Origin of the sequence: Bacteroides sp. AF20-13LB, from assembly GCF_003603065.1 — a bacterium.
In the GTDB taxonomy this organism is placed as follows: domain Bacteria; phylum Bacteroidota; class Bacteroidia; order Bacteroidales; family Bacteroidaceae; genus Bacteroides; species Bacteroides uniformis.
Map to the genome: position 1 here is coordinate 251,098 of NZ_QTMH01000002.1, position 14,779 is coordinate 265,876.

Genomic DNA, 14,779 nt, shown 5'->3' on the forward strand with positions numbered 1-14,779 from the left:
GATTCAAGGTTACTTTTGCAGCATAATTTTAAAAGAACCATGAAAATGAATTTTATGAAAAGAGCCGGCTTCGTGCTGACTTGTGCAACCATGCTTGCAAACTTGTGTGCCGCCCAGAACACAGAGCGCACACCTCAAGGAATGAAATGCACCACACAAGGAATGGACATCCGTGTGGAATTCTATTCGCCTTCCATTGTGCGGGTTTACAAAACTCCCGAAGGCAAACCCTACAACAAAGAAAGTCTGGTAGTGGTCAAATCACCCGAAACGGTCAAAGTGGACTTTTCGGAGGAAGCAGGACAAACCGTGCTGAAATCTTCCACATTGAAAATTCTTATCAATCCGGCAACCGGAGGCATCAGTTTCCATACCATCGCCGGCAATGAGCTGCTGAAAGACAAGGACTACGGCACCTCTTTTGCCGATAAGAATGATGCCGGCACTCCCTCCTATCAAGTAAGGGGCTCTTTCCTATTGGATAAAAACGAACCCATCTACGGAGTAGGACAAGTGATGGACGGCAAATTCAACCGCCGCAACTCCATGCACCACATGCAGAACGAGAACATGTTCACCTATTCTCCTTATTTCATGTCGCCTGTGAAAGGCTATGCCGTATATTGGGACAACTACTCCATTTCAGAATTCATGGATACTCCGCAGGAACTCGCTTTCCAGAGCCTGGGACACTGTGCGGACTATTATTTCATGTATGGCGGAAACGCCGACGGCATCATCGCCCAGGTGCGCGACTTGACGGGACACTCCCCCATGCTTCCGTTGTGGGCCTATGGTTTCTTCCAAAGCAAGGAGCGCTATCATACGCAGGAAGAAAGCCTGAATGTCTTGAAGAAGTATCGCGAGCTGCAAATTCCCATTGACTGTATGATTCAAGACTGGCGCTACTGGCCCGAATATCAGAAGACGGACAGTGCGTGGAACTCACACAGCTTTGACCCTGAGCGCTTTCCCAATCCCAAGAAGTGGGCCGACGAAATACACAAACTGAATACCAAGCTGATGATTGTGGCATGGCCCGGCTTTGGTACCCACACAGAGCAGCGCAAGGAGCTGAATGCCAAAGGCATGATTATCAATTTTAATACCTGGCCTCCACAAAGTGGCGCACGCCCCTACGACGTCTACAATCCCGAAGCAAGGGACATTTATTGGAAATATCTGAATAAAGGCATTTTCAGTTACATCGGCAACGACGGCTGGTGGCTCGATTCTACAGAGCCCGACCATATCAACCGACAAGAATCGGACTATGACCTCCCCACTCACTTGGGATCTTACCGGAGTGTAAAAAATGCCTACTCACTGATGCACAACAACGGAATAGCCTCGCATCAAAAGGCTTTGAGCAAAGACAAACGCGTTGTCATCCTGACCCGTTCCGGATTTATCGGACAACAACGTTACGGCTGCAACACCTGGAGTGGTGACGTGACCTCCACTTGGGACATGCTGGAGAAACAGATTCCTGCCGCACTGAACTACACCTTAATGGGCATTCCGAACTGGAACAGTGACATAGGCGGCTTCTTTGCCGGACGCTGGAACAAGGAGGGAGGAGCCAAGAACCCCAAATACCAGGAACTGTATGTACGCTGGATGCAGTTCGGCACTTTCTGCCCGATGATGCGTTCACATGGTACGGAGTTGCCCCGTGAAATCTGGAACTTCGGCAAGCGTGGCGAGTGGTGTTTCGATGCCCAGGAGAAGATGATTAATCTGCGCTATCACCTTCTGCCCTACATTTACAGCACTTCCTGGGATGTGTCCCACAATGACGGTACATTCATGCGTCCTTTAGTGATGGATTTTGCAGCGGACTCTAAAACACATGAAGTTGGCGGCGAATTTCTTTTCGGACGCTCCCTACTGGTAGCACCGGTCACCCGACCGGAAGTGACGGAATGGCCGGTTTACCTCCCTCAAGGCGCAGACTGGTGGGACTTCTGGAGTAACGAAAAACAGCAGGGCGGACAGACCTTGAACCGCAGTGTATCGAAAGAGATTCTGCCCGTCTATGTAAAAGCCGGCAGTATCCTGCCGTTCGGTCCCAAAGTACAGTATTCCACCGAAAAGAATTGGGACAATCTGGAGATACGCATCTATCCGGGTGCCGACGGCACATTCACCCTCTACGAGGACGAAAATGACAACTACAACTACGAAAAGGGAGCTTATTCCATCATCCGCTTCCATTGGGACGACAAGGCCCGTCGTCTGACAATAGAAGAGCGAGAAGGTAGTTTTCCGGGTATGCTGAAAAGCCGCAAGTTCAAGGTTGTCCTGGTCGGTCAGGACTCCGGTACGGGAGACCGGCCGATGAAAGGTGGAAAAACAATAAGCTATGCAGGAAAGAAAAAGAGTATAAAGCTGTAACAGTAAAAAGGAGGAACGTGTCAAAACTACCTTACTATTTTTTAGGCGCGGATTACGCAAATTTCAAGAATTCAATTTGCATAGTCCGCGTTATTCCGCGTAATCCGCGCCCAATATTACAGCATAATGAAGTGGTCATATACTTTGCTAAAAAGGAAACAGCAACGGCAACACAAATACCATCACCACTCCCATAATAATCTGCAACGGGAGCCCCACTTTTATATAATCCATGAATGTATATTGTCCTGCCGGCATCACCAGTGCATTGGGCGGTGTAGAGAACGGAGAAGCGAAACACATGCTTGCCGCAACCGTCACGGCAAACAAGAACGGAACGGGACTTACTCCAATCTGAACCGCACTTTGAAGAGCAATAGGGGCCATCAGCACTGCCGTCACCGTATTGCTGATGAACATGGTCATCAATGAAGTGGTGAAATAGATACCTGCCATCAACACAATAGGACCATAACTGCCCAATCCACTTACAAGACTGTTGGATATATATTCCGAGGCACCGGTTTTTTCGAGTGCAAGAGACATGGGGAGCATGGCTGCAAAGAGTACAATTGTTTCCCAGTTTATCGTTTTATAGGCGGCTTCCACATTCCTGAAACATCCCGTCAGCACCATCAGCAAGCCGGCAATCATCACCGCTGTCACCGGGGCCACGGGAATAAAGTCGAAGACCATCATGGCAACCATCAGCACCATGATAGCGGCAGCTATGGGCGCTTTATAATCCAGCGTCACTTTGGCAGCTTCTGCCAAAGGCTGCCCCAATACCACCCAATCGGAATCTTCCCTGCTTATCCGTGCGATGTCCTGCCACGCACCCTGCACCAGCAAAACATCGCCACTATGCATACGCTCACGTCCCAATTCACGTAATATATATTCCTTCTTACGACGGATGCCCAATACATTTACATTAAATTTATCACGGAACCCCGCTTCCTTCACCGTCCGGTTCACGATATTGGAAGAAGGCATCAACACGATTTCGGCAATTCCGATGTCATAAAAGTCAAGGGACTTGTCGGCTTTAGAGGCTTCTTCAGTGGTATGCCCGTCGAGCATTTCCATTAAAAAGTCTTCAGCAAAACGATTTACGTTCGACACCTCTCCCGTAATGTAAAGCACGTCGCCCACCCAAATAGTCGTATCGGGTGATGCCAATTTCTGGGTAATAGTTTTCAGGAATCTATGTTGGGAAGAGTCTACACGCCGTACTTCAATGATATTCAGACCATACTTGCGGCGTACATCCAGGTCTATGATGGTTTTTCCTATCAGACGGGAGTCATTGACAGCCCTCAAACGGAACAGGTTGCTGGAAAGTCCGTACTCCTGTACCAGTTGGTCCAATGATTTACCCGACAATGTTCCGTCATTCTTTTTGCCTTTCTTGGAGAGAAACCATTTGGTCAGAGGCATTAAAACCAAAGTTCCCACTATCACGCACACAATGCCCACCGGCAAGAAGGAGAAGAAAGACAGCGGTTCAAAGCCCGCTCCCGTCAATGTATTCTGAATGACCAAGTTAGGAGGCGTACCGATAAGTGTCATCATACCGCCCATGCTGCTGGCAAAAGCCAAAGGCATCAATAGACGGCTAGGATTCATTCCGGCACTCAGTGCCAAGCTCACCACGATAGGCAGCATCAAAGCCACCGTTCCCGTATTGCTCACAAAAGCACCAATGGCAGAGGTAACCAGCATAACCAGCAAGAAGAGTTTCAGCTCGCTTTTGCCTGCCAGCTTTAAAATGCGCGAACTTATCATTTTAGCCAGCCCGGTCTGAAAAATGGCGCCGCCCACAACGAACAAGCCCACCATCATAATCACCACCGAGTTGGAGAAGCCGGAAAGGGCCTCTTCAGGAGTAAGAATCTGAAATATCAATAAACCAATCAGCGCACAAAGCGCCACAATGTCCGAACGGACTTTGCCTGCTACAAAAAAGGCAGCGGAGAGAACAAGGATAATAAGGGTAATCAGCATAAATATGTATATTAAGAATGCACAAATATACTTATTTACGCATGATCACACAACCCCTTACTACCTCAAATTACTGATTCAGAACTCGAATTTTTCCAACTTCATGGCAGCCAGCCCCTGGATTTTGGGCACCAGGGCCACAAAATGGTCTGCTTTTTCATGGGCAGACAATGACTCTGCATCTTTCCATGTTTCACAAATCATAAGAACATCGCTGCGAGTGGCGCTCTCAAACACATCATAAGCAATGCATCCATTGTCCTTCAAGGAATATGCGACCAGTTCTTTGGCAGATTCCAATACTGCGGCACGGTTCTCCGCACTTACCTGAATAAAAACATTTAATCTAATCATACTTGTATAAATTTTAAGTGCATCGCAAATTTAAGCAGAATAAATATCTCCACCAACAAAAGTAAATTGTTATTAATTCCTTTCCCGCCGGATGAACCAATCTTTGGCAAGTATGTTGTCTCATCAGAATTGATTCTAACTTTAACTATTAAAAACTGACTTGATTATGAAATGTAAAGATTCTAATTTCTGGATCGGACTGGGAATAGGTTCGGTTGCCGGTGCATTGGCCTACCACTTCTCCCGTACGGAGAAAGCTAAAAAGCTGGAAGATGCCATATGCCGTGCCATCCACAAAGCAAATGGCGAAGCCAAGGAGTTCATTAACACTGCTGAAGAAGAAGCATTGCACGTTGGCACCAAAGTAGCAGACAAGATGGCCCATGAGGCCCATGAGGCCGCAGAGAAAGCTGACAATCTGAAAAACAAGGTTCACAATTTTGCCGATGCTAAGAAATAAAACAAGCACTTGGAAACTTCTGAAGGGGTGTGTCAAAATTCACCACAGATTACACGGATTAACACAGAATGAGCTTAATCTACTGATAATCAAAGATGCTTATCTGTGCAAATCTGTGTAATCTGTGGTGAATACCAGTTTCGACACACCCTCTTTGCATATCGACCCATCAGTTCTGCAGACTGCGCCGATTCAAAATATCATTCATATGCTCCAATGCCCATCCTACCAAAGATTCGATATGCGGCATCAGGCTACATCCGGTTTCTGTAAGGTTATACTCCACACGAGGAGGAACTTCCGCATAGACTTTCCTGACAATCAGCCCGTCCGTCTCCAATGAGCGCAATGTAACCGTCAGCATCCGCTGGGAAATATCCCCTATGGTTTTCTGTATATCGCAAAAGCGCATCGTTCCATTCGCTTTCAGTGTGACCAGCACAAGCATTGTCCATTTGTCTCCCAACCTGCTCAGTACATCCCGTACCGGACAAGCATCCATACGATGAAAATTTTCCATTCCTTTATTTTACCAATCAGTTCAACCTCAACAATGACGGCTTTATGCTTAGTGTCCGGCATTGCACCACAAAAGTAATAAACTTACTCAAAATAACTATCGTTTCATACGATAATTAAAACATTCTTTATACTCGTAAATGCATCTGCCTCATCCGGATTATTTGTATTTTTGCAACATCGTTTCCTATTCATATGTAACTGCAAGACTCTTATGAACGTAAAAATAGAAGAAAGCTGGAGAAAACGCCTGCAAGAGGAGTTTGACAAACCTTATTTTGAGAAGCTGGTAGCATTTGTAAAAAGTGAGTATGGACATGCCAACGTGCTACCTCCCGGCCATCAAATTTTCCACGTCTTCAACTCTTGCCCGTTCGAGAAAGTGAAAGTCGTCATACTCGGACAAGACCCTTATCCTAATCCCGGTCAGTATTATGGAGTCTGCTTTTCCGTACCGAAAGGAATAGCCATTCCCGGTTCTCTGGCAAACATATTCAAGGAAATACATCAGGACTTGGGAAAGCCCATTCCGACTTCCGGAAATCTGGACCGTTGGGTAGCGCAAGGCGTGTTTCCTATGAATTCCGTCCTCACAGTACGTGCCCACGAAACCGGCTCGCACCGGAACATGGGATGGGAAATCTTCACAGACGCTGTTATCAAGAAACTGAGTGAAGAACGGGAGAATCTTGTATTCATGCTTTGGGGAGCGTACGCCAAAGAAAAAGCCGCTTTAATCAATAGCAGCAGACACTTGATTCTGACTACCGTCCATCCGTCCCCACGTTCTGCCGAATACGGATTCTTCGGTTGCAGGCACTTCAGTAAAGCCAACGATTTCTTACGGAGCAGAGGGATACAAGAAATAGACTGGTAACACGCTACAATACTCCGCTAACTCCGCTTCCAAACAAAGCAAAGTCCCCCAGGCACGGGTCGTCCGGAAAGGCCTCTGCCAGAGCTTCAGTAATCCGGCGGGCATTCTTCAAAGAAAATGTTTCTGTCTCGGTGAGTCCCAAAGCATAGGCCACACGGCAGACATGCGTGTCCAAAGGCACAATCAGGTCCCTGCAATCAAATCTCTCCCAAATACCAAAATCCACTTCCGGACCTTTCCTTATCATCCAGCGCAGAAACATGTTCAGTTTCTTCTGGGGGCTCTTTGCCGAGACTTCCAAAAATGCACATAACCTTTCCATCGGATTACCGGCATACGTACATAAGGCATCCTCCAGACTGTCAAAAGCAGAATAGGCAGCATGCAAACGCCTGAAATAGGAATGAAAGTCAGCATAAGAAAGCATTCGGTAAAAACAGCTTCTGTCCGTAGCAGGGAAGTCATTCTTCCATCGGCAGGACAACACGTATTGATGAGGTGATACCCCCATCAACCTATGCAACTCTTCAGCCTTTTTCAATATCTGTTTACGGTTGCCGAAACTCATGATGGCAGTCAGCAGCCCACTGATTTCAATATCCTGCTTCCGTTCATAGCGATGTGGAAACTGTACGGGGTCGTTCTGAATGAAGCCGGCGCAATGATAGGCCGCCGCCCACTCCCAAAGTTGTCTTTTAATCTCCTCGGTCATCTGCAAGCATTTGTTTTTTCATCTGAAATGCAAAGATATTGCAAATCGAATGCAAAACTTTCATGCTTGCACGAAAAAGTTGTGCCGGGATATAGCTTATCTTATTTAAAGATATTGCATTTATAGCAACATCGGACAAGTAACCTATTTCTTTTCCTCCTATTTTTGCAACATGAAAAAGCCCAATAGAGCCATGCAGCAGAAAAAGACAACCCAGGAGGAATACCAAAAGTGTGTGAACGCAGTAGTGGATTATATAAATCTGCACCTCGGAGAAGAAATTGACCTGAAATCTTTGGCCAGGATTTCCCATTTCTCTCCCTTCTACTTCCACCGCATCATGAAAGCTTTCCTGGGTGAACCCGTCGGTACGTTCATTGTCCGGACGCGTACCGAAGCCGCTGCCCGGTTGCTTCGTTACTCGGACATGCCGATAGCGGACATAGCCTACCGTATAGGCTACTCTTCGCCTTCGTCACTGTCGAAAGTATTCAAGCAGTTCTACGGCATTTCACCATTAGAATACCGTAACAATAAAAACTTTGTAATTATGAAACCAGCCATTATTCGTCCGGAACTGGAACTGAAACACGAAATCAAAGAAGTTCCTGCCAGAAATGTGATTTACATCCGCCTCTTTGGCGACTATAAACTGAACGACTATTGCAGCGCATGGATGCGCCTTTGCCAGTTCATCCAGGAAGAAAAACTGCCTATGGGAGAAGTGATGCCCTACTGTATCTATCACGATGACCCCAAAGTGACGCCCGCTGAAAAGCTGCGTACCGATGTATGTATAGTCCTACCCTCATCTGCAACGGCCAAAGGAGACATAGGATTTAAACAGCTCGCGGCAGGCCGCTATGCCATATTCCTATACAAAGGTCCATACGAACATCTGCAGGCCGTATACGATACCATCTACGGGAAGTATATCCCCGAAATGGAATGTAGCTTACGGGATGAGTCCAGTGCGGAACGTTACTTGAACAACCCCGCAGATACGGCGCCGGAGGAACTGTTGACAGAGATTTATATTCCGGTAGAGTAGGCAAACTGTTCTGCCGGAGCCATCAGGATTTCTCCCCGGAAGAGTTTAGGAACCGGGCAGCGAACAAGTATTCGTTCCTCCATGGAGTAAAAATCGTTCCACCATGGTGGAACGATTTTTACTCCGCGGTGGAATGATTTTTACCTCATGATGGAACGAATAAATATTAGGCAAGCCGGTCGATACTATATTAGATACCCATATCTATACTGTATTGTAAAAAAGGGACACTCCCTTGTCTGTATGCTTGTTTTTATTCATTAATTTTGCACGACGCAATGCGAATCAAGCAATTGACGCAAACAAATAATTTTAAAATCTCCATTAAAATCAAGATAAAAGATGCAAAATGTTTCCATAAAAGGGTTTATATATGCGGCTCTCTCCTCTGCCACCTTCGGGCTGGCTCCTTTTTTCACCATTTCATTACTCCTTGCGGGCTTCTCCTCTTTCGAAGTATTGGCCTACCGATGGGGAATAGCTTCACTTGCCTTGGTCGTTTTCGGCATTATGCTGGGCGAGACATTCCGCATCAGCAGGAAAGACTGGGGAACGGTGTTCATCCTCAGCCTGCTCCGGGCAGCTACCTCCTTCAGTCTGGTCATCGCCTATCAGAACATAGCCAGCGGAGTGGCATCCACCATTCATTTCATGTATCCGCTGGCCGTGGCACTGGCCATGATGGGCTTTTTCGGAGAAAAGAGGTCATTCGCCATTCTGTTTGCCGTGTTGGTGTCACTAAGCGGAGCTGGACTTTTGTCATCCGGCAAAATAGACTTTGAAGGAGGAAACACGACCATCGGGCTGATTGCTGCCGGTCTGTCCGTATTCTTTTATGGAGGATATATCGTAGGAGTAAGGAAGAGCCGTGCCGTGCAGATTCCCTCCACTGCATTGACATGCTACGTAATGGGGCTGGGAGCCTTGTTCTTTATTATAGGAGGATATCTGACCGGAGGCATCCGGCTGGCCAATGATACCCACACATGGCTGAATATTCTCGGACTGGCGCTGCCGGCAACAGCTATATCCAACATCACCCTGGTAAAAGCCATTAAATACATAGGGCCTACACTGACTTCCATTTTCGGGGCCTTGGAACCTCTGACAGCCGTAGTTATCGGTTGCCTGATATTCAATGAAAGCTTCACACCGGCCAGCGCCATCGGCATGGCGCTGATAATAACGGCCGTTACAGTCGTGGTGGTACACGAAAAGAAAAAGGAGAGTGAGAGTTGATTGTCCTTATTTCGCCTTTTTATAATCCGTGATGAAACCCTCCATCATCCACTTGGCCAAGGCCTGGCGGTTCGAACTGATTACAAAACGGCGCTGGTCAAAAGTGTTCTGGATATTTCCCAATTCCACGAATACGGAAGCGGGAGAAGTATTGGCTAACACATAAAGATTGCGTGCGCTGACAGTTCCGGTAAACCCACGGTTGGGCTGGTGCTTGTCATATTTCGATTCGAAAGTTTTCTTCATGGTCTTAGCCAGACGCTTGCTGTCGGGCTTGCTTTTAGAGTGGTAAAAGAACACATCGGTCTGATGGCTCTTACTGCGACTGTCCACATGAAGAAAAATGGCACGGCAATATTTATAGTTCTTGCGGTCCTTCTTGTAAAACTCATTGATTTTGGCGCAACGTTGCCGGAGACGTGCCACTTGGTTCAAGGGTATGGGAGCTCCCATGCACGTCTCACGTTTGCTGTTGGAAAGGTACTTGTCATCACGGATTCCGTCTTTAGCATCCTGGATAATGATACGGACTTCCGCCCCCTCTTGCATCAAGTTACGGGCAAGGCGCAAAGCCACATCATACGCATACTCATCTTCATGCAGTTCTATTTTGCCGATTCTGCCGATAGCTCCGGGGTCGGGGCCTCCATGCCCGCTCACTACATAAAAACAAGCGCCCTGCAAACGGTTGGATGTCACTTTTACACTGGCAAGCGCTTTCCCGAACAAAGGTTCATTGATTGTCTTCTTCCCATTGCCAACCGGCTTTGATAATGGGGGCAGTACATACTTCACTCCCAGCCGCAATTCCTCCTTCCCTTTAAGAAGTTTCTTGTTCAGCTCCAAAAACTCCTTATAATAGGCTCTCCCCGGGCGCTTGTTACGTTCCAGGAAAACAGAGATTCCTTCTCCACGTCTCGGACTATCCCGCTCTTCCTGAGCCGAAGCATTAAAAGCAAACAAAGTACAAAAGAGGATGGTCAGTAAACAAAATATGCGTTTCATATTCCAATTATTCATCATTTATTCGGTTCGCTACAAATTTCCAGCCGCTAATTTATAGCATTTTACCATACTTAAGCACAAAATTATAATTTTTTCCCTACTTTTGCGACAACTTACGCGATAATAGATAAGAAACTTTTAAAACAGATAACATTATGGCAAAGCAATTCAAGCCGGAGACGCTGTGCGTACAAGCCGGATGGACTCCTAAAAAGGGCGAGCCCCGTGTACTCCCCATCTATCAAAGTACAACTTTCAAATATGATACCAGCGAACAGATGGCACGCTTGTTCGACCTTGAAGACAGCGGCTATTTCTATACCCGCCTGCAGAACCCTACGAACGATGCTGTAGCCGCCAAGATTGCCGCCCTCGAAGGTGGTGTGGCCGCTATGCTGACATCCAGCGGACAAGCAGCCAACTTCTATGCCATTTTCAATATCTGCCAGGCAGGAGACCATTTTGTTTGCTCCTCTACCATCTATGGCGGAACATTCAACCTCTTCGGAGTAACTTTGAAGAAATTGGGCATCGACGTCACTTTCGTCAACCCGGATGCCAGCGAGGAAGAAATTTCCGCTGCTTTCCGCCCCAATACCAAGGCCCTATTCGGCGAAACCATCTCCAACCCTACGCTCGAAGTGCTCGATATAGAGAAGTTTGCCCGCATTGCCCACAGCCACGGCGTGCCCTTGATTGTGGACAACACCTTCCCTACCCCTATCAACTGCCGCCCGTTTGAGTGGGGTGCCGACATCGTAGTACACTCTACCACCAAATACATGGACGGACATGCCACCAGCGTAGGTGGAGCCATTGTAGACAGCGGTAACTTCGATTGGGATGCACACGCCGACAAATTCCCCGGACTGTGCACACCGGACGAGTCTTACCACGGACTGACTTATACGAAAGCCTTCGGCAAAATGGCTTACATCACCAAGGCTACAGCCCAACTGATGCGCGACCTGGGCAGCATCCAGTCTCCACAAAACGCATTCCTACTGAACCTGGGTCTGGAAACACTGCACCTGCGTATGCCCCAACATTGCAAGAATGCACAAGCGGTAGCCGAGTATCTTGCCCAGAACGACAAAGTGGCTTGGGTGAATTATTGTGGTCTGCCGGGCGACAAATACTACGAGCAGGCACAGAAGTACATGCCGAACGGCTCTTGCGGCGTTGTCACCTTCGGCTTGAAGGGCGGACGGGAAGAGTCTATCAAGTTTATGGATTCACTGAAACTGGCAGCCATCGTGACTCATGTGGCCGATGCACGTACTTGCGTGCTGCACCCAGCCAGCCATACACACCGCCAGTTGACAGACGAGCAACTGATGGAGGCAGGTGTACGCCCCGACCTGATTCGCTTCTCGGTAGGTATAGAGAATGCAGAGGATATTATTGCGGATATAGAACAAGCGCTGAACGCTTGATAAGGATAGAAATTTTAAAACTTTCTTGATATTTTTTTAGGTGCGAATTACGCGGATTTCACGGATTTAGTCCATTACATCCACGTAATTCGCGCCTAAATATTACAACAATTATTTTACCTGCCACGTTATCGGCAAACTTTCCTTTCCTTGATAGAATGTCTTTACCTTCAATACCGAAGCATCGCATTTCACCGGCTCCTGCCACAAAGCAGACTGGGCAGTAGGTTCCGACCCATCAGTCGTATAACGTATCTCAGCCCCATCAATGGCCACATTAGCAAACAGATTTCCCTCTTCTATCCATAAACCCGGCTGAGGCAAGCGGAAGTTAATCCCATGCTTTGCCCAATAAGGCATTTCACTCTTGCTGATTTTCTCATAATAAAGTGCCAAAGCCTGATTGAAAGCCTGCTCCTCCCGTATACCGGATAAATTTTCCCATGCCGGATGGGCATTCCAGCCACGTTCTGCCAGCCCTAATATTTTTGGGAAAAGAAGATATTCCACGCCATCAAAACTACGGATAGTTTCGGCAAACAATTGCCCTTGTACACCCATAATATGCTTCTTGCCTATCTCTGTCAAAGCAGTCTTCCCCTTTTCCGCATTATTCAAATCAATGGGATTGCCTGCCATATCCACACGCAGCGAACGATAAATGCTGAAAGGAAGCATAGAGAAAGAGACAGACTCATCCACATAACCTCCCCAATCGAGTCCACGCTCGTCCGGATGACCATTGTAAGCCATATCCATATAGAAATTGCCCACGTTGCAAAGGATGACCGGGTAACCGTTATTGGCTGTCTGATAAACCACTTCATCAGAGCCCGGTACAGTATTCCAGCAATACACACCGGCAGCCTGGCCCCTCAACTGTTGATGAGCCTCTTCAGTATGCCCCAAAGCAACTTCCTGCCAACCACTGAATTTCAGTCCGTTCTTCTGCATCACATCCGCCATTTGCGTAATGAAATACTCCGACAAATCATGAGCTTTCGTCATGCCTTTTTCCTTCATCAGTTCCTGGCATTTCGGGGAGCCCATCCACACACCGCGAGGCACTTCGTCACCACCCAAATGCACTGTGTACAGTGAAAGACCAGCTTCCTGATACATCGCATTAAGTTCCTGAATCACCTTCTCCATAAAACGGTAGGTAGAAGGCAAGGCGACATTCATCACATTGTCCGTATAATATTGTACAGAAACATAACGTGAAGTATCTTCCGGTTCACTCAATATATATTCTGTAGCTTTCCCCGGATCAGTTTCAAAATATTTGTTATAGCGTGCCTTCATGGAGACAATGGCAGCGCGGGCATGCCCCGGAGATTCTATTTCCGGAACAATGCGGACATGTCTTTCGGCAGCATACTTCAGCAAATCAATAAATTCCTCGCGGCTATAATATCCATTGCCTACAGTCTTTGCATCAGGGTCATAGCCACCGTCATAACATGGGTAGAGGCACTGGCTTTCGTCAGTGGTATGCCCGCGACGGCTACCCACAGCAGTCAGTTCCTCCAAACCGGGAATCTCCAAACGCCAGGCTTCATCATCACAAAAATGGAAATGCAGGACATTCAATTTATAAGATGCAAAAATATCCACCAGTTTCTTCAAGTTCTCCGGAGCGGTGAAATTACGGGCAATATCTATCATTTGTCCACGATATGCCAAGTCCGGATAATCCCGAATGGAGACTGCCTCCAGCAAATAAGGTGTCTGCTTGCCCTTCAACATTGACAAAAGTGTCTGTGTACCATTAAAAATGCCATGAGGAGTGGCAGCACTGATTTTTATCAGGTTGTCACCTATATTGATAGTATAATATTCATCATTTACGGCCTCCTTCCTATCAAGCAGTTCTTCCAGCACAATCTTCACGGAAGCATTTCCGACAACTTCCAAACCATACAAACCAGTCAGTTTCTCTTTCAGCAACTTGGCTTCACCGGCAAAGTTCTCCGGAAATGCCAAAGCTACCTTACCTTCCAATACGACATTATCGCCTTCAATGGCTACCACTTTCTTTACAGACGGAAGAATGTCTGACTGCACCAAAGCAGGAGCACCAGCCAAGCGAAGATTGGATTCATAAATCTTAGTCGCATCCGGATAGCCGCTCATTGACTCGGGAGAAGGAAGCGGCAGCGCCTTCAAAGCCACGGGCAACGGACTGCCCTCTTTACCATCCACAGTCTCCACCCAATAAGTTCCTTCCGGTACATGGGAGTTCCGGTCCAGCTTGTAAGTACAAAGGAAAGTGATCCGCATGGAATCACCGGGAGCCAGCGGAGCAAATTCGTCTGTCGGATACATTTTGAAAAAATTACCGTTCACTACCTCTACCTTCACTTCAGAGGCTCCTTCCTGCTTCACCCCTCGGGGAAGCTGTGAATAGTAAATCGTCCAGTTCTTTTTTAGAGGTTTTTGAGAGATATTCTTGAGAATAAAGGTATTCTCATAATATCCGGGTTCGATGTCACTTGCACCCATTTCCCAGGTCAGAGCAACCGGTGCCTTAGGTTCATTACTCGTTTTACATCCAGCAAATAGTGCCATTACACAAAATAATAATCCTGCCAGAGGAAGTTTCAAAATTCTCATGCAACTCATGTGTTAAGTTAATAAATGGGGGTAATTTCTAAAATCTGATGCCAAAAATAAGCATTTTAAGCTAATTAACTGATAAAAGTAATAGATTTTATTGACA

12 protein-coding genes are annotated in these 14,779 nt (G+C 47.0%); 6 read left to right on the top strand and 6 right to left on the bottom strand.

Going from position 1 to position 14,779, the window contains the following annotated elements; genetic code table 11:
* Nucleotides 1-45: 45 nt before the first annotated feature.
* Complete coding sequence (locus tag DWX62_RS03290) at nt 46-2,397, top strand: TIM-barrel domain-containing protein (protein WP_207806016.1); 2,352 nt, start codon at nt 46-48, stop codon at nt 2,395-2,397.
* Between the two features lie 147 nt (nt 2,398-2,544).
* On the opposite strand, the gene DWX62_RS03295 is transcribed toward DWX62_RS03290, so the two are convergent.
* Both DWX62_RS03295 and DWX62_RS03300 read right to left on the bottom strand, forming a co-directional pair.
* Entirely contained in the window at nt 2,545-4,404 is a 1,860-nt protein-coding gene (locus tag DWX62_RS03295) for an SLC13 family permease (protein ID WP_005826934.1), read from the bottom strand.
* A 78-nt stretch (nt 4,405-4,482) separates the two neighbouring features.
* A complete protein-coding gene (locus DWX62_RS03300; RefSeq protein WP_005826936.1) occupies nt 4,483-4,758 on the bottom strand; it encodes a putative quinol monooxygenase in 276 nt (91 codons plus the stop codon).
* Between the two features lie 166 nt (nt 4,759-4,924).
* Between DWX62_RS03300 and DWX62_RS03305 the strand changes: the two genes are divergently transcribed.
* Nucleotides 4,925-5,218, top strand: coding sequence for a YtxH domain-containing protein (locus tag DWX62_RS03305; protein WP_005826938.1), 294 nt, complete (start codon nt 4,925-4,927; stop codon nt 5,216-5,218).
* A gap of 169 nt (nt 5,219-5,387) precedes the next feature.
* Here DWX62_RS03305 and DWX62_RS03310 read toward each other — a convergent pair whose 3' ends face one another.
* Nucleotides 5,388-5,738: a helix-turn-helix domain-containing protein gene (locus DWX62_RS03310; protein WP_009038044.1), complete on the bottom strand. Its 351-nt coding sequence runs from the start codon at nt 5,736-5,738 to the stop codon at nt 5,388-5,390.
* Nucleotides 5,739-5,951: 213 nt separating this feature from the next.
* On the opposite strand from DWX62_RS03310, the gene ung reads away from it, so the two are divergent.
* Complete coding sequence (gene ung / locus DWX62_RS03315; RefSeq protein ID WP_009038043.1) at nt 5,952-6,614, top strand: uracil-DNA glycosylase; 663 nt, start codon at nt 5,952-5,954, stop codon at nt 6,612-6,614.
* Between the two features lie 4 nt (nt 6,615-6,618).
* Here ung and DWX62_RS03320 read toward each other — a convergent pair whose 3' ends face one another.
* A complete protein-coding gene (locus tag DWX62_RS03320; protein WP_005826947.1) occupies nt 6,619-7,326 on the bottom strand; it encodes a TIGR02757 family protein in 708 nt (235 codons plus the stop codon).
* 193 nt (nt 7,327-7,519) lie between these two features.
* Here DWX62_RS03320 and DWX62_RS03330 point away from each other — a divergent pair, with 193 nt between their 5' ends.
* On the top strand, nt 7,520-8,377 hold the full coding sequence (locus DWX62_RS03330) for an AraC family transcriptional regulator (RefSeq protein WP_008665173.1): 858 nt from the start codon (nt 7,520-7,522) through the stop codon (nt 8,375-8,377).
* 342 nt (nt 8,378-8,719) lie between these two features.
* The gene (locus tag DWX62_RS03335) at nt 8,720-9,616 is read left to right on the top strand and encodes a DMT family transporter (RefSeq protein ID WP_005826953.1); all 897 of its coding nucleotides are present in this window, start codon (nt 8,720-8,722) and stop codon (nt 9,614-9,616) included.
* A 6-nt stretch (nt 9,617-9,622) separates the two neighbouring features.
* On the opposite strand, the gene DWX62_RS03340 is transcribed toward DWX62_RS03335, so the two are convergent.
* Nucleotides 9,623-10,639: an N-acetylmuramoyl-L-alanine amidase gene (locus tag DWX62_RS03340; RefSeq protein ID WP_008665171.1), complete on the bottom strand. Its 1,017-nt coding sequence runs from the start codon at nt 10,637-10,639 to the stop codon at nt 9,623-9,625.
* 137 nt (nt 10,640-10,776) lie between these two features.
* On the opposite strand from DWX62_RS03340, the gene DWX62_RS03345 reads away from it, so the two are divergent.
* Nucleotides 10,777-12,057 (top strand): O-acetylhomoserine aminocarboxypropyltransferase/cysteine synthase family protein, encoded by a 1,281-nt coding sequence (locus DWX62_RS03345; RefSeq protein WP_005826957.1) that lies wholly within the window; start codon nt 10,777-10,779, stop codon nt 12,055-12,057.
* Nucleotides 12,058-12,168: 111 nt separating this feature from the next.
* On the opposite strand, the gene DWX62_RS03350 is transcribed toward DWX62_RS03345, so the two are convergent.
* Nucleotides 12,169-14,673, bottom strand: coding sequence for a family 20 glycosylhydrolase (locus tag DWX62_RS03350; RefSeq protein ID WP_005826959.1), 2,505 nt, complete (start codon nt 14,671-14,673; stop codon nt 12,169-12,171).
* Nucleotides 14,674-14,779: the final 106 nt, after the last annotated feature.

Coding starts and splice junctions, on each gene's coding strand:
- DWX62_RS03335 (WP_005826953.1), top strand. CDS start 8,720: ATGCAAAATGTTTCCATAAAAGGGTTTATATATGCGGCTCTCTCCTCT.
- DWX62_RS03330 (WP_008665173.1), top strand. CDS start 7,520: ATGCAGCAGAAAAAGACAACCCAGGAGGAATACCAAAAGTGTGTGAAC.
- DWX62_RS03340 (WP_008665171.1), bottom strand. CDS start 10,639: ATGATGAATAATTGGAATATGAAACGCATATTTTGTTTACTGACCATC.
- ung (WP_009038043.1), top strand. CDS start 5,952: ATGAACGTAAAAATAGAAGAAAGCTGGAGAAAACGCCTGCAAGAGGAG.
- DWX62_RS03320 (WP_005826947.1), bottom strand. CDS start 7,326: ATGACCGAGGAGATTAAAAGACAACTTTGGGAGTGGGCGGCGGCCTAT.
- DWX62_RS03290 (WP_207806016.1), top strand. CDS start 46: ATGAATTTTATGAAAAGAGCCGGCTTCGTGCTGACTTGTGCAACCATG.
- DWX62_RS03350 (WP_005826959.1), bottom strand. CDS start 14,673: ATGAGAATTTTGAAACTTCCTCTGGCAGGATTATTATTTTGTGTAATG.
- DWX62_RS03295 (WP_005826934.1), bottom strand. CDS start 4,404: ATGCTGATTACCCTTATTATCCTTGTTCTCTCCGCTGCCTTTTTTGTA.
- DWX62_RS03345 (WP_005826957.1), top strand. CDS start 10,777: ATGGCAAAGCAATTCAAGCCGGAGACGCTGTGCGTACAAGCCGGATGG.
- DWX62_RS03305 (WP_005826938.1), top strand. CDS start 4,925: ATGAAATGTAAAGATTCTAATTTCTGGATCGGACTGGGAATAGGTTCG.
- DWX62_RS03310 (WP_009038044.1), bottom strand. CDS start 5,738: ATGGAAAATTTTCATCGTATGGATGCTTGTCCGGTACGGGATGTACTG.
- DWX62_RS03300 (WP_005826936.1), bottom strand. CDS start 4,758: ATGATTAGATTAAATGTTTTTATTCAGGTAAGTGCGGAGAACCGTGCC.